The organism is Cupriavidus sp. 8B, from assembly GCF_054589115.1.
In genome coordinates this window covers 35,564-56,909 of sequence record NZ_BAAILO010000404.1, presented here as the reverse complement: position 1 = coordinate 56,909, position 21,346 = coordinate 35,564, and the positions used below count along the sequence as shown (strand labels likewise).

Annotated in this window: 15 protein-coding genes; 10 read left to right on the top strand and 5 right to left on the bottom strand. The window is 67.8% G+C overall.

Features of this window, described 5'->3' with window-relative positions:
- Positions 1 to 3 precede the first annotated feature (3 nt).
- The 4 genes from ACYP5B_RS37965 to ACYP5B_RS37950 all read left to right on the top strand — a co-directional run bounded on the left by ACYP5B_RS37965 (position 4) and on the right by ACYP5B_RS37950 (position 8,233).
- Positions 4 to 2,628: a glycoside hydrolase family 2 protein gene (locus ACYP5B_RS37965; protein WP_459573007.1), complete on the top strand. Its 2,625-nt coding sequence runs from the start codon at positions 4 to 6 to the stop codon at positions 2,626 to 2,628.
- 277 nt (positions 2,629 to 2,905) lie between these two features.
- Positions 2,906 to 3,628: a Crp/Fnr family transcriptional regulator gene (locus ACYP5B_RS37960; protein WP_318231507.1), complete on the top strand. Its 723-nt coding sequence runs from the start codon at positions 2,906 to 2,908 to the stop codon at positions 3,626 to 3,628.
- A 41-nt stretch (positions 3,629 to 3,669) separates the two neighbouring features.
- The gene (locus ACYP5B_RS37955) at positions 3,670 to 6,078 is read left to right on the top strand and encodes a polysaccharide biosynthesis tyrosine autokinase (protein WP_459573055.1); all 2,409 of its coding nucleotides are present in this window, start codon (positions 3,670 to 3,672) and stop codon (positions 6,076 to 6,078) included.
- A gap of 313 nt (positions 6,079 to 6,391) precedes the next feature.
- Positions 6,392 to 8,233, top strand: coding sequence for an alpha/beta fold hydrolase (locus tag ACYP5B_RS37950; protein WP_459573006.1), 1,842 nt, complete (start codon positions 6,392 to 6,394; stop codon positions 8,231 to 8,233).
- 259 nt (positions 8,234 to 8,492) lie between these two features.
- Here ACYP5B_RS37950 and ACYP5B_RS37945 read toward each other — a convergent pair whose 3' ends face one another.
- The 5 genes from ACYP5B_RS37945 to ACYP5B_RS37925 all read right to left on the bottom strand — a co-directional run bounded on the left by ACYP5B_RS37945 (position 8,493) and on the right by ACYP5B_RS37925 (position 14,027).
- On the bottom strand, positions 8,493 to 10,736 hold the full coding sequence (locus ACYP5B_RS37945; RefSeq protein WP_459573005.1) for a polysaccharide biosynthesis tyrosine autokinase: 2,244 nt from the start codon (positions 10,734 to 10,736) through the stop codon (positions 8,493 to 8,495).
- Positions 10,733 to 11,197 (bottom strand): arsenate reductase/protein-tyrosine-phosphatase family protein, encoded by a 465-nt coding sequence (locus tag ACYP5B_RS37940; protein ID WP_459573004.1) that lies wholly within the window; start codon positions 11,195 to 11,197, stop codon positions 10,733 to 10,735. Before ACYP5B_RS37940 ends, ACYP5B_RS37945 begins: the two co-directional genes overlap by 4 nt.
- Positions 11,198 to 11,208: 11 nt before the next feature.
- A complete protein-coding gene (locus tag ACYP5B_RS37935; RefSeq protein WP_318231547.1) occupies positions 11,209 to 12,303 on the bottom strand; it encodes a polysaccharide biosynthesis/export family protein in 1,095 nt (364 codons plus the stop codon).
- 282 nt (positions 12,304 to 12,585) lie between these two features.
- Complete coding sequence (locus ACYP5B_RS37930) at positions 12,586 to 13,527, bottom strand: response regulator transcription factor (protein ID WP_400095866.1); 942 nt, start codon at positions 13,525 to 13,527, stop codon at positions 12,586 to 12,588.
- Positions 13,528 to 13,754: 227 nt separating this feature from the next.
- The gene (locus ACYP5B_RS37925) at positions 13,755 to 14,027 is read right to left on the bottom strand and encodes a hypothetical protein (RefSeq protein ID WP_459573003.1); all 273 of its coding nucleotides are present in this window, start codon (positions 14,025 to 14,027) and stop codon (positions 13,755 to 13,757) included.
- A gap of 387 nt (positions 14,028 to 14,414) precedes the next feature.
- Here ACYP5B_RS37925 and ACYP5B_RS37920 point away from each other — a divergent pair, with 387 nt between their 5' ends.
- The 6 genes from ACYP5B_RS37920 (at position 14,415) to ACYP5B_RS37895 (ending at position 21,346) form a co-directional block, all read left to right on the top strand.
- Entirely contained in the window at positions 14,415 to 15,275 is an 861-nt protein-coding gene (locus ACYP5B_RS37920; RefSeq protein ID WP_400095868.1) for a class I SAM-dependent methyltransferase, read from the top strand.
- Entirely contained in the window at positions 15,272 to 16,459 is a 1,188-nt protein-coding gene (locus ACYP5B_RS37915; protein WP_459573002.1) for a glycosyltransferase, read from the top strand. Before ACYP5B_RS37920 ends, ACYP5B_RS37915 begins: the two co-directional genes overlap by 4 nt.
- Positions 16,460 to 16,522: 63 nt before the next feature.
- A complete protein-coding gene (locus tag ACYP5B_RS37910; protein ID WP_400095870.1) occupies positions 16,523 to 17,803 on the top strand; it encodes a hypothetical protein in 1,281 nt (426 codons plus the stop codon).
- On the top strand, positions 17,800 to 18,843 hold the full coding sequence (locus tag ACYP5B_RS37905; protein WP_459573001.1) for a glycosyltransferase family 2 protein: 1,044 nt from the start codon (positions 17,800 to 17,802) through the stop codon (positions 18,841 to 18,843). The genes ACYP5B_RS37910 and ACYP5B_RS37905 overlap by 4 nt, the downstream gene beginning before the upstream one ends.
- A complete protein-coding gene (locus ACYP5B_RS37900) occupies positions 18,840 to 20,012 on the top strand; it encodes a glycosyltransferase family 4 protein (RefSeq protein ID WP_459573000.1) in 1,173 nt (390 codons plus the stop codon). Before ACYP5B_RS37905 ends, ACYP5B_RS37900 begins: the two co-directional genes overlap by 4 nt.
- Positions 20,006 to 21,346, top strand: a complete 1,341-nt coding sequence (locus ACYP5B_RS37895) for a hypothetical protein (RefSeq protein ID WP_400094671.1) — start codon at positions 20,006 to 20,008, stop codon at positions 21,344 to 21,346. Before ACYP5B_RS37900 ends, ACYP5B_RS37895 begins: the two co-directional genes overlap by 7 nt.

Below are 21,346 nucleotides of genomic sequence, written 5' to 3'. Positions count from 1 at the left end.
GCCATGCACGCGCCGCTCGCCTTGACGCCCGTCCCCGGGCGACCCGCGCACCGGCAGCCGCTCGCCGGCGACTGGACCTTGCTGGAGACGCCTGCCGGCGCCGTGGCATCGCCCGCGGCGCTGGCCGGGCGCGGCCCTTGGCTGCCGGCCCAGGTGCCCGGGACGGTGGCGCAGGCGCTCCAGACTGCGGGGCAATGGCAGGCGGCGGCGCCTCGGCCGCTGCACGATCACGACTACTGGTACCGCGTGACGGTGTGCGGCGCGGGCGCGTACCGCCTGCGCCTGCACGGCCTGGCTACCGTGGCCGAGGTCTGGCTGGGCGAGGTGCGCGTGCTCGACGCGCAGAACATGTTTACGGCCTTTGAGGCCGAGCTCCATCTCGATGGCGAGCATGTGCTCTGCCTTTGCTTCCGTTCGCTGCACCGCTGGCTGCGCACGCAGCGCGGCCCGGTGCGCTGGAAGCCGCGCATGATCACGCCGCCCACATTGCGCCTGGTCCGCACCACGCTGCTTGGCCACATGCCCGGCTGGTGCCCCAGCGTGCACACGATCGGGCCCTGGCGCGGCATCGACCTGCTGCCGCTAGCCACCGACGCAAGCCCGCTGCTGACGGCGCGCCTGGACCTGCAGGCATGCCTGGCCGCCGATGCGGCGCAAGGCGGTGTCATCCGCTTGCGCCTGCGCGACGTGGCACCGCTGCCGCCGGCGATGACGATCATGCTGTGCGCCGATGGCCGCGAGGCACCCGTGACGGCAGTGGACGCCGGCATCGGCGGCATCGTCTACGAGGGCGAGCTGAGCGTGCCCGAGCCGCGCTTGTGGTGGCCGCACACGCATGGCGTGCCCGCGCGCTATGCGGTGCACCTGCGGCTTGGCGAAGAGCGCATCGCGTGCGGACAGGTCGGCTTTCGCCGCATAGAGATTGACAGGTCCAGCGATGGCAGCACCGACGGCCTGGCGGATCGCGAAGAAGACGCCCAGGGCTTTGCGCTGCGCATCAACGGCGAGCGCATTTTTTGCCGCGGGGCCTGCTGGACCAGCCACGACCTTGCCGGCCACGCCGATGCACCCGCCGAAGTGGAAAAGTGGCTTGCGCTGGCACATGGCGCGGGCATGAACATGGTGCGCGTAAGCGGCGTCACCTGCTACCAGGGCGAGGCCTTCTTCGACGCGTGCGACGCGCTGGGCCTGCTGGTCTGGCAGGATTTCATGTTCGCCAACTTCGATTACTCGGCCAACGCCGAGGCCGCGCGCCCGCTGATGGCGCAGGCCGGGCGTGAGGTCAGCGAGTGGCTGGCGGCGCATCGCCATCATCCCAGCGTGGCGGTGCTGTGCGGCGGCAGCGAGGTCGAGCAGCAGGCCGCGATGATGGGCACGCCCGCGGCCACCTGGCGCCAGCCCTTGTTCGACGAGATCATTCCGGCGTGCGTTGCGGCCTGGCATCCCGACGCGGTTTATGTGCGCAACTCGCCGTGCGGCGGCGCATGGCCCTTCCAGGCCGACAGCGGCGTGACGCATTACTACGGCGTGGGTGCCTACCAGCGCCCGCTCGACGACGCGCGCCGCGCCAATGTGCGCTTTGCCTCGGAGTGCCTGGCATTCTCCAACGTGCCATGCGCGCGCACCATGTCGGATGCGCTCGCGGTGCCGCCCGTGCACGACCCGCGCTGGAAGGCCCGCGTGCCGCGCGATGCCGGCAGCGGCTGGGACTTCGAGGACGTGCGCGATTTCTACCTGCGCGAATTGTTCAAGGTGGACCCGCCGCGCCTGCGCTATGAGGACACCGCGCGTTACCTGGCGCTGTCCCGCGCAGTGGTGGCGGAGGCGATGACCGACGTCTTCAGCGAATGGCGCCGAGCGGGCTCGACCTGCTCGGGTGGGCTGGTGTGGCAGTTGCAGGACCTGCTGCCGGGCGCGGGCTGGGGCATTGTCGATGCGCTGGCCCGGCCCAAGTCGGCCTGGCATGCCTTGCGCCAGGTGTGGCAGCCGCTGCAGGTGCTGATCACCGACGAAGGCCTCAACGGCATTCACCTGCACCTGATCAATGAGAGCGCCACGCCGCGCAACGTGCGCCTGCAACTGCAATGCTGGCGCGACGGCGAGACCGCGTTGCTCGATGTAGCGCGCGATGTGTGCCTGGCCCCGCGTTCCACGCGGCGCATCAGCGGCGCCGCGTTGGCCGGGGCCTTCTTCGATTTCACCTATGCCTATCGCTTCGGGCCGCGCATGCATGACGTGGTGCGCGCCGCACTGGTGGATCCGCACCATGGTGCCTTGTTGAGCCAGGCCTGCTACCTGCCTGATCGCAGCGCGGCCGCGCTCGAGCCGCCGGAGCTGACGGTCGACGTGGCGCGCGAAGACGGCGACTGGTGGCTGACGGTGTCAACGCGGCGCTTTGCGCGCTGGGTGCATATCGACGATATGGCCTTTCGCGCGGAGCAGGACTGGTTCCATCTCGCGCCCGGCAGCCAGCAGCGGGTAAAACTCTTACCCGACGACGGCACGAAAGGTGGAGGCCATGGAGGAGCGCAGGGTGTAGGCGTTGCGCAGGCGGATCCCATCCCGATGGGGGAGGTCCATGCACTCAATGCGCGCCGCGCGATTGCCTACAGCGCGCCAGGCGCCTGAAGAGGCGGAAAAGCGCTAGGCGATGGCGGTGCGAAGCGCCGCTTGGCCGTCATTGCCGCGCGCCGGCGATGCGGCCTGGCCGCGCTCTCACACCTACCGAAGGATGATCAGGTTTCAACCGTGCGGCTACTGTTGGCAGGGCCACATATGGCACTTAATACAAGCACAAATGCCGTGCGAACCAGGGTCAAAGAATAGGTGGTCGGCGCGGGTCCCCGGATCACGGCGGGCCGGCTTCGGTCGATGAGTTCGTACGGCTGGTCACGGGGAGTGGGAAATGATCAGTCAGCGTTCGGATCTACACGTCAATCATGTGCTTGGAGCCTTGCCGCGCAAGGATTGGGAATCACTGTCGTCACATCTTGAGCTGGTGCGCATGCGCGCCGGGCAGTTGCTGACCGATTCCGGCCAGCGCATCCATCATGTCTATTTCCCCACGACGGCCATCATTTCGATGCTGTCGCTGCTGGAGGACGGCGCCACCGTAGAGATCGCCGCCATCGGCAATGAAGGCCTCGTCGGCATCCCGGTGCTGACCGGTGGCGACACCATGCCCTGCCGCGTCGAGGTACGCACGCCGGGCTTTGCCTACCGCCTCTCGGCCGCCACGCTCAAGCAGGAATTCACGCACTCCCCGGCGATCCAGCGCGTCACCCTGCTCTATGTGCAGGCCGTGCTCACCCAGATCGCGCAGACCGCCGTGTGCAATCGTCACCACTCGCTCAACAAGCAGCTTTGCCGCTGGCTGCTGCTGGCCCTCGATCGCATGGCGTCCAACGAGCTGGTGATCACCCAGCAGGTCATCGCCAACATGCTCGGCGTGCGCCGCGAAGGCGTGACGGAAGCCGCCGGCAAGCTGGAGGACCTGGGCTTGATCCAGCATAGCCGCGGGCACATCACGGTGCTCGACCGGCATGGGCTGGAGGCGCATTCCTGTGAGTGCTACAAGCTCGTCAAGCGCGAGTTCGATCGTTTGCTGCCGGCGCTTGCCAGTGCTTGAGGCGGGAGCGGGGTTGGGTCAGGGAGATTGCCGTGAAGAGGTTGTACTTTGCCGGTGCGTCGCCGGCTGCAAATGAGCCGGCGCAACCGCGAGCGCCCGGATCGCGCGCGCTTGTTGATCACCTTGGCTGGATCGTTGCGCTGACGCTTGCCGGTGGCGCCATCGGTGCGCTGGTTGCGCTGTCCATGCCGCAGCGCTATCGCGTCGAGGCGCTGGTGCAGGTGGAGCCGCGCGATGGCGGGCAGAATGCCGCCGTGCGCGGTGGGACGCAGGGCGGCCCCGCCGCCCCGTTCGATACCGGCATGCTGACCAGCCGCGCGGTGGTCGGGCCCGTGGTGGAGCGGCTGCACCTGGACATCTCGGCGGTGCCGTTGCGCGCGCCGCTGGTGGGTGCGCTGGCGGCGCGCTTTGCCGAGCCCGGGCAGGCCATGGCGCCTTGGCCGGAAAACCTGGGCTACGCCTGGGGCGGCGAGCGCATCCAGATCGACAGCCTGGCGGTGCCAGAGCGCTTGCTCAACGTGCCGCTGATGCTGGAGGTGCAGCCGCAGGGCCACTATCGCCTGTATGCCGGCAAGGCGCTGCTGTTCGAGGGCGTGACGGGCGAGCCGGCCGCGGGCAACGATGTGGAGCTGCAGGTGGCCAAGCTCGATGCGCTGCCCGGCGCGCGCTTCGAACTGATCCGCCATGATTCGCTTTCCACCGTGGATGCCATCTCGCGCGAGCTGGTGGTGGACGAACACACGCGCGACGCCGGCACGGTGCGCATCTCCTGGCGCTACCCCGATCGCAAGCTGGCCGCCGCGCTGGTCAATGGCGTGGCGCAAGCGTATATCGACAGCCAGACCACCCAGCGACGCGACGATGCCGCCGGCAGCCTTGCCTTCGTCACCGGCGAGCTGCCGCGCGTGCAGGGCGAGCTGGAGCGTGCGGAGGCCGCGCTCACGCGCTACCGCGCCCGTAGCGGCACCATGGCGCCGACCCAGGACGCGCAGTCGTACCTGAGCGGCAGCATGGACTATCAGCGCCAGATAGCGGCGCTGCGGCTGGAGCGCACCCGCCTGCTGCAACGCTTCACCACGGACAGCAATGAAGTGCGCACCGTCGACACCCAGATCCAGGAGCTCAGCAAGGTGCGCCGCGACATGGATTCGCGCATGCAGAACCTGTCGGAGACGGAGCGCGAGTCCGTGGCGCTCACGCGCGACGTAAAAGTGGCCGAGGACATGTACATGACGTTGCGTAACCGGATGCAGCAGCTCTCGCTGGTGCGCTCGGATCGCTCCAACAACATGCGCATTGTCGATGCGGCGCTCCCGCCGGCCCGGCCGGACGGGGTGGGCCCGTGGCCGTTGACCGGCGGTGGCGCGCTGCTCGGGCTGTGCCTTGGGCTGGCCGGCGTGGCTGCGCGGCAGCGCTACCGGCCCTCGGTGGCCGATGCGGCCGACGCCGAGGCGCGGCTTGGCATGCCCATGCTCGGCGAGATCGCGTTCAGCAGCGAGCAGACCGAGCTCGAGCACCAGTCCGAAGTGCATCGCCGCCTGGGCATGATGATGGGCTTCGCCGCCCAGCCCACCCCGCGGCTGTATGCCCCCGCTCCTGGCAGCGCATTGGCCGAACCCGGCGGCTTCTCCGCCGGCGAGGCCGAGCGGCTGCAGCGGTGCGGGCTGCATGACCGCTTCCTGCTGGCGCGGCGCTCGCCGCACGCGCTCGCGGTGGAGGGCCTGCGCAGCGTGCGCGCGGCCCTGCATTTCGCCGTGCGCAACGCGCCCGATGCGGTACTGGCCGTGACCAGCCCGGCGCCGGGCACCGGCAAGACCTTTGCTTCCGTTAACCTGGCCGTGCTGTTCGCCGAGGCTGGCCAGCGCGTGCTGCTGATCGACGCTGACCTGCGCCGCGGCAAGGTCGCCAACTGGTTCGACCAGGCCGCCGAGCCGGGGCTGGCCGAACTGCTCGCGGGCCATGCCGAGCTGGCGGCCGTGGTGCGGCCCACCGTGGTGTCGGGGCTCTCGGTGATCACTGCGGGATCGATGCCACCCAATCCCTCCGAGCTGCTGATGATGCCGGCGCTGGCCGAGACGCTGCAGGCCTGCAAGGCCCGGTTCGACCTGATCATCATCGATACGCCGCCTGTGCTGGCCGTGGCCGACGCCACCCTGGTCGCCAACCTGGCCGGCTCGACGCTGCTGGTGGTGCGCGCCGATGTCACGCCTGCCGCGCAAGTGGATGAGACGCTAAAGCGCCTGGCTCGCGCCGGGGCGCGGCTTGCCGGCGGCATGCTCAACGGCGTCACGCGCCGGCGCAGCAACCGCGCGGACTTCGCCACGATGAGCCCGTACCTGGGGCTGCCGCTGCCGCCCGCGCAGCCCGAAGCGCTGGCGCTGGAGTCACGCCCCGCGCGGGCCGCTACGGCAGAGCGGCAGGCAGGCCATGGCTCCATGCCAGCCGGCTGATAGCGGGAAACGCCAGGGAAATCTCCATGAGCGTACCCGTTTCTGCGTGTGGCCGGACCCTGTGAAAAGCCGCCTTGCAACCAGCGCGCAACGTGCCTGGCACGTTGCGCGTTGTCGTGAATTCGCTGCCTGTTGCGGCCAATGCTGGCCGCTGGGAGGGCCGGGACGCGGATTTTGAAGGATTGTGCCCGGTCGGGAGCCGCCGGCGGGCACGGTGCACGGACACGAACAATCAACAGCAGAAGGCAAAGCGTACCCGTTTCTGCGTGCGCCAATGCCAGGGGCCAACGCCCGTTTTTCTTTGGGAGAACGCATGAAACCGGTCTTGTTCGACGGCTGCGCCGGCTGGCTGCACGAGGCTGCAGGCACGCTGGGCGTGGTGCTGTGCAACCCGCACGGCCACGAGGCGATGTGGTCGCACCGGGCCTTTCGCCACCTGGCTGGAGACCTCGCCGCCGCGGGCCTGCCGGTGCTGCGCTTCGACTATCCCGGCACCGGGGACTCCGCCGGCACCGACGCCGACGGCGAGCACATTGCCTGGTGCGTGCATGGCATCCTGGCCGCGGTAGCCACGCTGCGCGAGCAGGCCGGGGTTAGCCGGGTCGTGCTCTGCGGCCTGCGCCTGGGGGCCACGCTGGCCGTCCTGGCCGCCGAGGCGCTGGCCGCGCGCGAACCCGATGCCGTGGCAGGACTGGTCCTGGTGGCGCCGGTGGTGAGCGGGCGCGCCTATCTGCGCGAGCTGCGCGCGTTGCACACCAGCTGGGTCAACAACGTCATCCCTGACATCGAGCTAGCGCCGCCCACCGACGGATCGCTTGAGGTGCTCGCCTATCGCCTCCAGCCCGACACCGTGACAACGCTAGAAGGCTTGCGCCTGGACCGCCGCAAGGGCTGTCCCGCGCCGCGGGTGCTGTTGCTCGACGCCTGGCCGGGGGCCACTTCCCCCGTCGCAGAAATGGGTACGCTTTATCGCGGCTCGGGCGTCGAGGTCACGCTGGGCGCCTTGGGCGAGTATCCCGGCATGATGCAAGCCGCCGAGTATGCGCAGGTGCCTGAGACCGCCTGGCAAGAGGTGCTGGCCTGGGTACGCCCGGCCATCGCCGCCGGGCGCAGCGGCGCCGCGCGCGGCGTGCCAGCGGCAGGCAATGAGGGCCTCGCGCTCGAGTGCGAGGTGGACGGCGTGCGCGAGCAACGGGTATGGCTGGACCGCGGCCGGCAATTTGGCATCCTTTGCCAGCCCGCGCGGCGCGGCGCGAGCGATGTCGCGGTGCTCTTTCCCAATACCGGCGGCAACCACCATGTGGGCGACGGTCGGGTCTTCGTGAGCCTGTCCCGCGAGCTGGCGCGGCACGGCGTAACCGCATTGCGCCTCGATCTCTCCACGCTGGGCGATAGTCCGGCCCCGGCTCGCCAGATGAGCATTCCCGCGGTATACGCGCAGAGCGCCTGCGACGATGCCAGTGCCGCCGTCGACTGGCTGCGCGCACAGGGGTACAAGCGCATCGTCATGTCCGGGGTTTGCTCGGGCGCGTTCATCAGCCTGCACGTGGCGCTGCGCAATCCGGCGGTCAACGGCCTGGTCCTGGCCAACCTGGCGAAATTCCGCTGGGACGATGCCGACACCGCCGCGGTGAACGAACGGGTACAGTCCATGCGGGGCTATGTGGCGGCTGTGCGCCGCGCGCAGAACTGGCAGCGGCTATGGCGCGGCCAGGTCAAGGTCTGGCCGATCCTGTCCGGCTTCGCACGCCGGTGCAAGCGGCGCGTGGTGCAACGCGCCGCTGCCGCCGTGGCGCGCTGGCGCGGCGGCGACGACACCACCACCGTGACCGGCTTCGCGCGGGCCGCCATGCGGGAACTCGACCGGCGCGGCGTGCAGACGGACTTCCTCTACGGCATGAGCGATATCGGGCTGGAGGAAGCCAAGGACCACTTCGGCGGCAACCTGGAAGCGCTGCAAGGCCTGGCCAACATTCGCGTGCGTACCCTGCCCAAGTTCGATCACTCGCTGTTTCTTGCCGACAGCCGCGCTGCGCTGGGCGCGCATCTGGTGCGCTATATCGAGGTGCAGCTGGCGCGTGGCGAGCCGGTTGAGGCGAGCGAGGAAAGAGCCGGCGCGCTGGCGGAAGCGGTGTCAGGCACGGCGAGCGCCTGAGCAGGGGGCGAGCCGCCGCGCGCGACAAAAAGGCGCCGGAAATCCCGGCGCCTTTCAGACTGCTGACAAACCTGATGCGTTAGCCGAAGCTGCCGAACGAGCCACGGCCGCGCGCCATGACGACGGCTGTTACTCCCTCTCCCCCAGCCCCTCCCGCACGCGGGAGAGATGGAGCACGACAGCGCAGATCCGGCTTTGTCAGCAAGCTAAAAGGCGCCGGAAACCCGGCGCCTTTGACTAATCGCTGCGCGCAGCGGGGTTACCGGCTCTGCACGGTATCCACATCCTGATACTTATAGCTCAGGTACCGATACTTGCCAAAGTTGTAATGCGCCCGATACCACCGCCCTTGCACATTCAACCCATTGAACAGCACCCCCTTGACCTCCCCGCCAACCTGCCTGATCGCCCTGCCCGCGGCTTCCAGCTCATCTACGGTAGTCGAGTCGGCCCGAGCCACCATGAAGACCGCATCCGCCTTGGTAGCAAGGATCCCGGTGTCCGAGGCGGCCAGCACTGGCGGCGTATCGATCAGCACGATGTCATAGTTCGCCTTTAGCGCATTGAGCAGCGCATCCATCGCGGGACTCAGCAGCAGGTCCGCGGGATGCTCGGGCAGTGTCCCGGTGGGAATGAAATCCAGCCCGGGCACAACCTGCCTGCGCACGGCGGGTTCTACCGGCGCGCCCTGCAGCAACTCGGTCAGGCCGGGGCCGCGGTCGGTGTCGAAGCGCCGGTTCAGGTTGCCCCGCCGCAGGTCGGCGTCGATCAGCACCACGCGCTTGCCGCCGGCGGCGAGCACCGCGGCGAAGTTGGCACAGATAAAGGATTTGCCGACGCCCGGCGCCGGGCCAGTCACCAGCACCACCGGATGGCGGTTGCCAAGCAGCGAGAACTGCAACGCGGTGCGGAAGCTGCGCAAGCTTTCCATGGCGGGATCATCCGGCATCCGGCAGGCCAGCAGCGAGACTTTCGGGTTGCCCTGCGTGGCCAGGCGTGACTGTTCCGGGCTGAACGGGATGGTGGAGTACACCGTGAACCCTGTCAGGCTTTCGATATCGTCCGCCTCGGCGACGCCGCCGTCCAGCATGTGGCGCATGCACACCACGATCAGCGCGCCCACGGTGCCAAGCATGGCCGCGAAGATCACCAGCAGCGACCGGTTGGGCCGCACGGGCTGCAAGGGCACTTCAGCCGGGTCGACCATGCGCGCGGTGCCCACCTTGCTGGCCTTGGTCAGCTTGAGTTGCTGGGCGTCGTTGAGCAACGACTGGTACAACTCGGTGCTGACCTTGACGTCGCGCAGCAGGCGCAGCACGTTTTGCTCCACCTCGGGCAGCTTCTGGATGCGCGTGGTCACGCCGGCGAGCGCCGTGTTCAGGCCGGCGATCTGCTCGTCGATGATGCCGATGCTGGGGTGGCTGCCGGTAAAGCGCGTCACCAGTTCCTGGCGCTTTGCGCGCAGCTCCTGCAAGCGGGTTTGCAGCTGCACGGATTGCGACAGGATCAGCTTTGATTCTTCGCCCAGGTCGATCGTGCCCCGCTGGTTGCGCAGCGCGTTGTAGCGCGTCTCGGCCGTTTCCACCTGCTGCTTGACCTGCGGCAGCTGCTGGTCGAGGAAGGCCAGGGATTTCTCGGCCTCCTCCGCCCTGCGGCGCACGTTCTGGTCGACATACTCGCTGCCGATCTCGTTAAGCGTTGCCGCGATCAGGTCCGGGTCCGGGCCTTCAAGGGTGATGCCGATCACGCCGCTCGACTTGCCGCGCTCGGCAATCTGCAGGGATTGCTGCAACTGTGCGATGGCAATGGCCCGCGGCAGCCGCGTCACGTTGAAGGTCGCGCCCGGATTGCCTTCGAGTTCCGTGATGAGGATCTCGATGTTGCCGCGCGTGGTCGGTACAACGAGCGGCTGGCCGATGGTGCCCGTTGCCATGGTCTGCTCGCCCTTGACCTTCAGCCGGTACCGTTTGCCGTCAAGGGCCGTCACCATCATCCTGGTGCCTTCCAGCCGCGTCGGCATGTCGAGGCGGCCTACCGTGATGCGTTCGTCGCCCCAGACAAAGCCGCCCCAGCCAAAGAGGCCGGGTTCCGACAGGCCAGGGTTGTAGCGAGCCAGCGCCTGGCCGATCACCGGAAAATAGCTCGGCTTGGCGTCGATGAACAGCTTCAGGCTTTCCACGGCCTTGCCCACCACCATGCGCGAGTGCAGCAGCTCGATCTCCGCGGCGGCGGCCGGCTTGACGTCGAAGACCGGCGCCACGCTGCCCGCGAGCTTGCTGTTGGTGCCGCTGCCCGTGTCCTCCACTTGCACCACGATATCGGTATGGTAGACAGACTTGGTGAAGAACGCGTAGGTTGCGCCCAGGCCGAAGACCGTGCCTGCGATCAGGATGAAGGTCCAGCGGTAGCGCATCAGCACGTCGAGATAGCCGGTCAGGTCGATCGACTTCTCCCGCTGAGCGCGCCCCCCCGGCAGTGCCTCGTGTGGATTGAACGTGTTCATGCTACCTCCCCGTGACATTGGTCCCGAGCAATGGCGCGAATGCGCACCGACCATGAATCGACCCCTTGCCTGATCAGCCCCAACACGATCCTGAACATATTCTGCGAACAGCCATAGGGATCGGGTACGTCGGCGTGCATGAATTCGCAAAGCCGGTAGACCTTGCCGCGTGCATGCGGATACTGGCGCTCAAGCGCTTCTCTTTGTTCTGTGTCCATCACCAGCACCAGGTCGGCGCCGTTGATCATGTCACCGTCCACGGCGCGCGCGCGGTGCCCGGCGAGATCGAGGCCGTCCTCCGCAAGCAGGCGCACCGTATGCGGGTCGGCGGCGGCGCCCTCCAGCGGGGCCAGCCCGGCAGAGTTCACCGTGCAGCCGGGCAGCGCGTGGCTTAGCAGGCCCTGTGCCATCGGGCTGCGGCAGGTATTGCCGATGCAGACAACCAGGATCGAGCGGATCATTGCGGGCTCGCCTACTTGACCACGCTGGCGGCGCTGAAAACCCCGCCAGTCGACGGCAGCAGCAGGTTGACCACGCGGCTCCAGCGCACCAGTTCACGCGCATCGACAAACACCACGTCTTTCGCCTCGAGCTCGAAGCCTTCGGCGATGGCCAGTGCCACGGGCGAGGTGGCATCCAGGTGGTAGACCTTGGGCTCGCCGTCCGCCGCCTTGCGGATCACGAAGATCTGCTCGGCATTGGCGGTGTTCGGGTTCACGCCGCCGGCGTCTCCAATGGCTTCGTTGAGCGTCATGCGGCCGTTGCGCATCAGCAAGGTGGTGGGACGCACGACTTCGCCGGTGACGAAGATCTTGCTGTCCTCGCGCTGCTCCACGCGCACGATGTCGCCGTTCTTCAGCATGATGCGCGAGGGGTCGATGCCGCGCGCCAGCAGCGCCGGGATGTTGACGTGCCAGCTGCGCTCGCCGCGGGTGACGCGGATGCGGCTGTTGTCGCCCGTCAGGTTGAGCACGCCGCCCGCGCGATTAAGGGCTTCGATCAGCGTCATGGGTGCATCGTCGATCGGCTGCATGCCCGGCGTGCGCACTTCACCATCCACGTAGATGCGCTGGCTGCGGAACGCAAGCACGCGTACCGTCATCTGGGGATCGCGCACCACGCGCGAGAGCACCTTGGCGATCTGGTCGCGCACGTCGTTGGCCGTCCTGCCGGCGACCTTCATCACGCCGGCATAGGGAAACTGGATATCGCCCTGCGCGCTAACTACATAGCCGGGCACATTGGAGCCACCGCCCACTGCGGGGATCTCATACGCGGCGCCGATGCTGTAGGTCTGGTTGGGAAAGACCAGTTCCGGGTGATCCCACACCACCACCGAGACGATGTCGCCCGGGCCGATGAGATAGGGTTGCGGCTTGCCGTAGAGCTCGTCGAGTTTCTCCACCTCGCGTTGCGCCATGGTGCGCTGGTTGCGCACCACATCCAGCGTGATCGGCGTGATGTTCGGCATGGAATCGGGCCCGACCGCGCCCACCGGCGCCTTGGGGTCGAAGTGCATGCCCGGTGAGCTCGCGCATGCGGCAAGCAACAGGGTCGCGCAGAGCATGGCGAGGCATGCCAGCGGCCGGCATTGGCGTTGCGCGCCCGTGTGTTGCCAATCATGGTCGGTGATCTCGTTCACGGCAGCCTCCGGCATTTGGCGACAGGGACACCGCAACTGCTGCGACAGTCCCCCGATGCTGTCATCCTAGGAGGCGGGGAGTGGCCAATCGGTGCGCTGTCACACATTGCACTGCGATGCTGGAATGCTTGCCGGAGGACTTGGACAAAAGAATACGGCGGCAGGCTTGTGCCCGCCGCCGTTGGTTGACTGCGCCGCAACCGCGTCTCAGCGCATCGCGGCGGACGCGCCCGTGCCGTACTCCGCGACCGCGCGTACCGGCCGGGTGCCGGCAGACGGTGCGTTGCGCGCCGCCGTGCGCGGTGTGGCTTCGTCGCCGCTGACCCATTCCAGCGACGCGCCGCGCTGGAGCGCCGCGTAAACCGCCTCGCCCTTGTTGCGCACCTTGAGCCGCTGATACAGGGTGCAGGCGTGGCTCTTGACGGTCGCCACCGAGATATTGAGCATGCGGCTCACGGTCTTGATGGGATGTCCGCGCGCAAGCAGCACCAGCACCTCATATTGCCTCGGCGTGATCTGCAGCATCTCGGCTTCGTCGTACGCGGTCTCGCCGTGGCCGCCGGTGCCACCGGCATCGACTCCCACAGCGCTCTGGCGAGCTGTGGCTGCCAGGGATTCGCGCGAGGCTGGCGTGGCCTGGATGCGCATGCCGGCGGGGCTGCAAGGCGCGCTGTCAGCCAGCGGCGCCTGCACGGGAGCGCGGCCCCCGACAGGATAGTTGCCGGCCGACAGGCCCGGCGAGCCACTGCTTGATGCGCCGGCTTGCCGGTTGTTCTGGCCGCGCACGTATTGCCCGCCAACCATGGCCAGGCGGATGCCGGCTTCCAGCACGGCCAGCGACGCGGATTTCGGCAGGCAGCCGCAGATGCCTTGCGCCATGGCGAGCGCCGGAATCTGCAGCGGGAGCATATCGGCGAGCAGCAGCAAGCGCTCGGCCGAGAGCACGGAGCGTACCTTGTTGAGGAGTTGCCATCCGGCCTCGGTGTCGGCAGGCATGCCGAACACCAGCAGGTCGCAATGATTGCCGTCCAGCAGGGCGACGTCGGCCGGGTCGACGGTGATGACGTGGTCGACGCCATGAATGCGTTCGAGCATTTGCAGCAGCCCGAGACGCAGTAGTGGGTGACCCTCGATGAGCAGCGCGTTCATGTTCTTATTTCCCCCCCGTATGATTGCGGTAGGAAACAGGTTGAACGCAGCGGAATAATGGCCTGCGCGACCCGCGTGGTCCCCACGCGTGCCGCCCTTATTTATCCCCGTACCACCGCCAAGGCGGACTGTCCCTTTTTATTGTCGGGAACTGACCGCTAGCCGGAAGGCTGACCCCCTGAACCCACCCCAAAATGCCATTCGTCTTAAAACGAATTAAGGTCATCTTATGGTCTGATCTGCACGAAATCAAGTTGCTTTAGCGACGCCCAAAACAGGGTGGAGAGCTTTGTTCTCATCATCCGGAAAGCCTTGTTGGTGGCCGCCTGGCGGGTTACCCGAACGGGTGATGGATAATCGCCGGGATTACGTTTCAAGACTGAAACAGTAATTGGCGAATAATGTTTCACCGTTGCAACAGAAAGGGATGTTGCTAGCGCATTGATGGCTTTTCCGGGTGGCGCGCCCGCGCGGCGAATCAATCTTGAAACTCGCTCCAAGGTGGAGTCCGCGGCCTGCTTGCGCCCTCGGCATGAGCCTTGGACGACAGCTGCACGACAAACGGATGAGAACCCTCTCAGCCATCAGGATGAGGGGAATTGTCCAGCCGGCTCGCGAGCGTTCCGCCGAGCCGGATGCCCCCTTGCGCAACAGGAAAGCGATGCTGGCGCTACCCGCCGCCGCGCCTGAAGCGACCCCGCGGATACCCCGCATCGCACGCCGCCATTGCCTGTTCCCCAGCGTGGCGACCCGTGTGTGGCAACGTACAGAAACCCGAATCCCGCCCCGGCATCCTCACTGCACGCAGACCGGTCATCTGCCCAGCAAAGCCTGCCAGCCGCACAGCTGCGCTTTGGTCCAACGTTGCTTATCTCCACGAGGTTGTCATGGCTTCAGGCACGGCCCAGGATCGTATCAATCAACACGCATGGCGTAGCTGGGGCGCGCGACGGTGGTTCGGCACCGCCACCGATTGGACCGACCCCGGCGAGGCCGCCGCGATCGCCTGGGTGGCAGACGAAGTGCGCGGCCAGCCCATCCTCGACGTGGGCGTGGGCGGTGGGCGCACCGTTGCGCTGCTGCGTGCGCTGAGCGACGACTACACGGCGGTCGACTACATGCCGGAAATGGTCGAGATCTGCCAGCGCAATCATCCCGGCGTGCGGGTGCTGCAGATGGATGCGCGCAACATGTCGCGGTTTGCGGACAACAGCTTTGCGCTGGTGATGTTCAGCTTCAACGGCATCGATGCGGTCGACTATCCGGGGCGCGTCGCCATCCTGCGCGAGTTCGCGCGCGTGCTGCGGCCCGGCGGCCTGATGCTGTTCTCCACGCACAATATGCGCGGCCCGAGCTATCGCGAGAATCTCTCGCGCTTCGTGCGCTTTCCGCATCTGTCGGCCAACCCCATCGCGGTCGGCATCGACACCGCGCGGGTCATCTGCAACCTGCCGATTGCCACCTTCAACTACCTGCGGCACTCGCGCTTGAACCGCGAGTACGACGGCTACGCCATCCGGGTTTGCGCCGCGCACAAGTTCGGCATCGTGATCGTCTATACCGAGCTCGCCGCGCAGAAACGCGCGCTCGCGGAGCTCGGGCTGCACACCGATGTGGTGTTCGGCAACCTGAACGGCGAGCCGGTGCGCGAGGGCCAGGACCTGCGCGACATGTACTGGTTTCATTTCATCGCGCGCAAGGCTGCGGCCGGCGAGTTGTCACCGTCGGCCCTCGGGACCCGGCAATGAAGATCCTGCACGTGATCTCGTCGATCGATCCGGGTGGCGGCGGTCCCATCGAGGGCGTGCGCCAGCTGCGCGCGCCGCTGCGCGAGCGCGGCGTGCAGGTGCAGGTGTGCTGCGGCGACGCGCCCGATGCGCCCTGCGTGCGCGATAGCGAGCTCGACGTCATTGCGCTGGGGCCTTCATCGTTCAAGTACGGATTCAACCGGCACATGGTGGCCTGGCTGCGCGCGCATTGCGAAGAGTACGACGCGGTCATTGTCGAAGGGCTGTGGCAGTTCCACGCCCTGGCCGTGTGGCTGGCGCTGCGTGGCAGGCGGGTACCGTATTTTGTGTTTACGCACGGCATGCTGGACCCCTGGTTTCGCGACCGCTATCCGCTCAAGCATCTCAAGAAGAGCCTCTATTGGCTGGTGGGGGACTATTGGGTCCTGCGCCACGCGCGCGGCGTGCTGTTCACGTGCAGCGAGGAAAAGCTGCGCGCCAGCGGCGCGTTCTGGCCGTATCGGTGCCGGGAGGTGGTGGCAAGCTACGGCACGGCGCAGCCGCCGCAAGACAGCGTGCCCTTGCGTGAGGCCTTCTTCTGCGCTTTCCCGGAGGTGCGCGACAAGCGCAGCGTGCTGTTCCTTGGCCGGATCCACGAGAAGAAGGGCTGCGACCTGCTGGTCGAAGCCTTCGCCGGCGTGGCCGCGGAGCATCCCGCGCTGCATCTGGTGCTGGCCGGACCGTACGACGCCGCGTTGCGCGCGGCGCTGGAGCAGCGCATTGCCGCGTTTGGCCTGTCCGCGCGCGTGAGCTGGACCGGCATGCTCAAGGGCGATCTCAAGTGGGGCGCCTTTCACGCGGCCGAGGTGTTCTGCCTGCCTTCGCACCAGGAAAACTTCGGCGTGGCGGTGGCCGAGGCGCTTGGTTGCGGCGTGCCGGTGCTGATCTCCGACAAGGTCAACATCTGGCGCGAGATCGTTGCCGACGGCGCCGGGCTGGTCGGCCCCGACACAGCGCATGGCGCTGCCGCTACCCTGCAGCAGTGGCTGCAGGCCGAGCCCGCCGCGCGGGCGCGCATGCGCACTGCCGCGCGGCTATCCTTTGCCCGGCGCTTTCAGGCCGGGCAGGCGGCGCAACGCCTCCTCGACATCATCCATGGCGCGACCGAGGCCGCGCAGCCCGTGCAGCACGCGACGGCGGGATAGAGGAGACAAGGCCATGGTCGCGCCATCATGCCACAGCGTCATCGCGCGGGGAGCGGGACCGCCGTGAAGCTGCTCAAATTCCTCGTCTATGCGGTGCTCTCGCAGGGGATCGGCGCCATCACCGGCCTGCTGCTGGCGCGCTGGCTGGATGTGGGCGACTACGCCATCTACACCGTGGTCGGCCTGATCATGGGCGCCATCGCCATCGTCACCAAGGGCGGCATCCAGCTTGGCCTGAACGCCCTCCTGGGCAAAACCTGGCCGGACCGCGAGCGTGCCGCGGAACTGGCTTGCGCCGCCATGGGCCAGCGCTGGAAGCTCTCCGCCTGGCTGCTGCCGGTGGTGCTGGCAATGGCCGCGTGGCTGCTGTATCGCAACCATGCGGGCGTGATCCTGATCTTGCTACTGCTGGCGTTGCTGCTGGTGACCTGGTACTTCGACATGCAATCGCGCGTGGTGGACCAGGTGCTGCTGTTCGCCAACCGTGCGCCGGCGCTGCAGGCGCTCGATGCCGGCTTGTCCGTGGGGCGGCTGGTGCTGTCGTCCGCGCTCTACGCGCTGGGCCTGCTCGGCGTGCTGGGCGCGACACTCGTCAACGTGCTGTTCGCGGGACTGCGTGTGCCGTTTGTCCGACGCTGGATCGCGCGCGAGATACCACTGGCGGCGCATGCCGCCAGCGTGGGCAAGGTGGAAGACAGCCAATACATCGGCCGCATCATGCGGCGGCAATTGCCGCTGGAGGCGTTCTACTGCGTCCAGGGGCAGCTGGTGTTTGCCATCGTCGCCTATCACGGCGCGGTCGGGCAAACGGCCTCGCTGGGCGCGCTGTCGCGCATCGGGCAATTGCTGATGCCGGTGGGCGCCGTGGTGGCCGCGTATGTGATCCCGCGCTTCGCGCAAGTGCGTGAAGGTGTGCTGCGGCGTCTTGCCGGCTGGGTGGCGCTGGCCTGTCTGCCTGCCGCCGCGCTGGTGCTGCTCGCCCTGGCTTGGCCAGGGTTGCTGTTGTGGCTGGTGGGGCCGAACTACGCCTCGCTGGGCGCCGAGCTGGTGATCGCCTGCCTTGGCGCGGGCTTTGCCAGCGTGGTCGGCATCGCCTGGCAGTTGCTGGCCAACCGGGGGCTGAATCACTTTGCATTCGTGCAGGTGCCGGTGGTGCTCGCCTGGTGCGCGGTTGCGCCGCGCTTTCTCGACCTGACCACGCTCGATGGCGTGCTGTGGTTCCAGCTCGGGCTGTCGTCGGGGCTGGCCGCGGCCATCGTCTGCGAGATCGCCGCCGCCGTGCGTGCCGGGCGCCTGCTGCCAACCGACGAGCGCCTTGCCCCCCATGGAGGAAGCATGCAATGAGCGATGCGCCAAGCGTTACGCTGATGGTCCCGACCTACCGGCGCCTGGACATGCTCCAGCGTTGCCTGCAGGCTGCCGCCGCGCTTGTGCCCGCGCCCAGCCAGCTGATCGTGGTCTGCCGCAGCGCTGACGATCCCGACACGGCAGCGTGGCTGGCAGATACGGCGCAGGCTCGCTATCCGGCGCTGCTGGTAGTCAAGGTGATCGAGCCGGGCGTGGTGGCCGCCATGAACGCCGGCCTGCCGCACGCAAGCGGCGAGCTGCTCGCGATCCTGGACGACGACGCGTTGCCGCGCGCGGACTGGCTGGCCCGCTTGCTGCCCCACTTTGCCGATGCCGCGGTGGGCGGCGCCGGTGGCCGGGACGTCGTGCGCGGCGCCGATGGCGAACCGCTGGCGGTGCCGGATGTGCCGCTGGCCGGCTATCGCGACGGCTGGGGCAGGATCATCGGCGAGACCCATCGCGTGCGCGGCACGCCGCGCGCGGTGGAAACGCTCAAGGGCTGCAACTGGATCCTGCGCCGCGCGGCGCTGGGCACGGCGCGTTTCGACGAGCGGCTGCAGGGGCAGGGCGCGCAGCCCGGTAACGAGACGTGGATGTGCCAGATGCTGCGGCACGCAGGATGGCGCCTGGTGCTCGATCCCGGCGCCATCGTCGACCACTATCCGGCCGCGCGCTACAACTACGAGCGCGAGAGCTATGCGCGCAAGCGCTGCTTCGAAGAGACCTGCAACATGGCGGCGATCTCGATGGCGTACGCGCCGCCGGCGATGCGCCTGCGCCTTGTGTTGTTCCAGCTGCTGGTGGGATCGCGCAGTTGCCCGGGCGCTTACTTCCTGGCGCACAGCCTGCTCAAGCGCCCACGCTGCCTGCCCGGGCAGTTGCTGGGTGGCTGGGGGGGCTTTGTGCAGGGCGTGCGCCTGGCGGGCACGCTGCGCATGCAGCCGCCCGGCCGGCCCACGCGCTGGGCCGGGCCGGTCGCGGCAGCGGTGCCCGCGGGCGCGAGGCCCGGTGGCGCGCCACGGGGGAGCGAAGCATGAAAGCCCTGGTCACGCATCCCGGCCTGCAGCATTCGCACCAGATGGCACAGGCGCTTTATGAGCACGATCTGCTCAAGCAATACTGGTCCGGCGTGCCAGTGCGCGCCCCGGGCGAGGCGCCGCCGTGGTGGTTGCCGGCCGCCTATCGCGCCAAGCTGCGTGAGGTGGCGATCCCCAGCGCGATGCGGCGGCACCCGGTGTTCTTTCCGGGCGTGCTCAAGCTCGGCCTGAATCGCTACGTCGGGCGCTCTTCGTCGGCTTACGCGCACCGGGTCTTCCACCTGTTCGACCATTGGGTGGCCGCCCGGGTGGAGGCGCTGCGCCCGGATATCGTGGTGGCCTACGAGAACTCCGCGCTGCGCACCTTCCAGGCGGCGCGGCGCATTGGCGCGCGCTGCGTGCTGGAGGCACCCGCCGTGCACCACCGCGCGGCCGAGGCCATGGTGCCGGTCGAAGACCGCACCTACCTTGCGCAGATCAACGCGCAAAAGGATGCGGAGATTGCGCTGGCGGACATCATCATCACCTGCTCGGAGTTTGCCGCGCGTACCTACATCGACGCCGGCGTGCTACCCGCCAAGCTCAAGCCGATCCTGCTTGGCGCAACGCTGCCGGATGACGTCCGCCGCCAGCGGCCCGCTGGCGGCCCGCGCTTTGTGTTCGCAGGGGCGGTGCGCGTGGGCAAGGGCATCGACCTGCTCCTGGACGCGTTCGCGCGGCTGCAGGAGCGCCTGCCGGAGGTGGAGCTCGTGCTTGCCGGCGCGCTCGTGGAGCCGGAGCTGGGCGGGCGCATTGCTGCCATGCCGGGCGTGGTTCACCTTGGCGCGTTGCCGCAGCCGGCGCTGTTCCAGGTGTTTGCCGATGCCGATTGCTTCGTGCTGCCGTCGCGCTTCGATTCCTTCGGCATGGTGGTGGCCGAGGCGCTGGCATGCGGCACGCCGGTGCTGCTCTCGGATCGGGTCGGGGCGAAAGAAATCATCCATGAGTTCCCGCAGGCCGGCTGGGTGGTGCCGCTCAGCGCCGAAGCGCTGTATCAACGCATGCTGGCGCTGGCCACCGATCGCGCGCAGCTGGAGCGCGCGCGCGCCCAGGCCTGTGTCGCCGGGCAGAAATACACCTGGGCGAGGTACCGCCTGAGTGCAGCCGAAACGGTAGCCGCGCTATGCTGAGCCATTCCCTTCCCTACGCGAAACCCGCGGTCGCGGCCCGCCGGGCACGCGTCACTGTGTTCGGGCGGATCTTCATCACGGTCTTCGTGATTGCGGTGCTCGAGGGCGCCGCGCGCAAGTGGGTGTCGGATTCGCTCACCATGCCGCTGATCCTGCTGCGCGACCTGATGGTCGTGTATGCGTTGTACCACGCGGTGCGCTATTCAGGCTTTACCCCGGCGCGGCGCACCGTGCGCATGCTGCTATGGTGGTCGGCCATTGTTTGCTTCTGGGGCTTGCTGCAGCTGGTCGCGGGCATCAACTCGCTGCCCATTTTCCTGATCGGCGTGCGCTTCTGGCTACTGTACCTGTGGTTTGCCTACGCCGCCGCAGAGCTGCTCGAGGAGCAGGACCTGGATGCCATCTACAAGGTCGCGCTCGCCATGCTGCTGTTCATGGCCCCGCTGGCACTGGTGCAGCATTTCCAGCCGCCGGAGAGTTTCCTCAATCGCCAGATCGAGGGCGATCCGGATACGGTCTTCCGCGTGACGGCCGACGTGGTGCGCACCACGGGCACCTTCTCGTTCACGCTGGGCTACACCCTGTTCCTGGCGATCGTCAGCCCCTTCGCGCTGGAGGCGGTGCTGGGCGGGCAGAAGCCGGGGCTCTGGGGCAAGCTGCGTTCGCTTGCGGTCATGGGCAGTCTCTTCATTGCCTCGCTGGTCAGCGGGTCGCGCTCGGCCATCCTGCTGCTGCCGATCGTGTTCGGCATCGCACTGCTGGCAAACCTGCGCTACGGCAAGGGAAAACGGCGCAGGGCAGCGGTGTCGTGGGGCATCGTCTCCATCCTCATGAGCGTGGTCATCGTGCTGTTCGTCAGCTCGGCCGTGGACGCGACACTCGAGCGCTTCAGCTCCGCGGCGGAGTCGGAGAGCTTCGGCGACCGGGTGGAGTCGATGTTCTTTGGCGTCAACGATGTTTCGGCCGAGCAGAGCCTGCTTGGCAGCGGGCTCGGGCTTGGCAGCAATCTTGCCAACTACTTCCTGCAGACCGGCCTGCTGTTCGTGATCAGCGAAACGGAGACCGGTCGCGTCATTGGCGAGATGGGCCTGGTCGGCTACCTGAGCATCTTGCTCAAGGTGCTGATCTTCTGCAACGGCATGTGGCGCGCGTTGCGCGTGGCCAAGCGCACCGGCAACTGCTTTCTTATCCTGATGTGGACCATTGCCATCTTCGGGCTGACCTCCTGGCCGGTGGTCGGGCAACTGACAGCCAATGTGCTTGGCTTCGTGTTTGCCGGCATTACGCTGGCGGCCACGCGGCAGGCGAGCCAACGCTTGTATCACCCCGGCTAA

Excerpts from the sequence above, each read along its gene's own strand:
- ACYP5B_RS37950 (WP_459573006.1), top strand. The coding sequence starts at position 6,392 with ATGAAACCGGTCTTGTTCGACGGCTGCGCCGGCTGGCTGCACGAGGCT.
- ACYP5B_RS37945 (WP_459573005.1), bottom strand. The coding sequence starts at position 10,736 with ATGAACACGTTCAATCCACACGAGGCACTGCCGGGGGGGCGCGCTCAG.
- ACYP5B_RS37930 (WP_400095866.1), bottom strand. The coding sequence starts at position 13,527 with ATGAACGCGCTGCTCATCGAGGGTCACCCACTACTGCGTCTCGGGCTG.
- ACYP5B_RS37900 (WP_459573000.1), top strand. The coding sequence starts at position 18,840 with ATGAAAGCCCTGGTCACGCATCCCGGCCTGCAGCATTCGCACCAGATG.
- ACYP5B_RS37965 (WP_459573007.1), top strand. The coding sequence starts at position 4 with ATGCACGCGCCGCTCGCCTTGACGCCCGTCCCCGGGCGACCCGCGCAC.
- ACYP5B_RS37915 (WP_459573002.1), top strand. The coding sequence starts at position 15,272 with ATGAAGATCCTGCACGTGATCTCGTCGATCGATCCGGGTGGCGGCGGT.
- ACYP5B_RS37905 (WP_459573001.1), top strand. The coding sequence starts at position 17,800 with ATGAGCGATGCGCCAAGCGTTACGCTGATGGTCCCGACCTACCGGCGC.
- ACYP5B_RS37920 (WP_400095868.1), top strand. The coding sequence starts at position 14,415 with ATGGCTTCAGGCACGGCCCAGGATCGTATCAATCAACACGCATGGCGT.
- ACYP5B_RS37940 (WP_459573004.1), bottom strand. The coding sequence starts at position 11,197 with ATGATCCGCTCGATCCTGGTTGTCTGCATCGGCAATACCTGCCGCAGC.
- ACYP5B_RS37895 (WP_400094671.1), top strand. The coding sequence starts at position 20,006 with ATGCTGAGCCATTCCCTTCCCTACGCGAAACCCGCGGTCGCGGCCCGC.
- ACYP5B_RS37935 (WP_318231547.1), bottom strand. The coding sequence starts at position 12,303 with ATGCTCTGCGCGACCCTGTTGCTTGCCGCATGCGCGAGCTCACCGGGC.
- ACYP5B_RS37960 (WP_318231507.1), top strand. The coding sequence starts at position 2,906 with ATGATCAGTCAGCGTTCGGATCTACACGTCAATCATGTGCTTGGAGCC.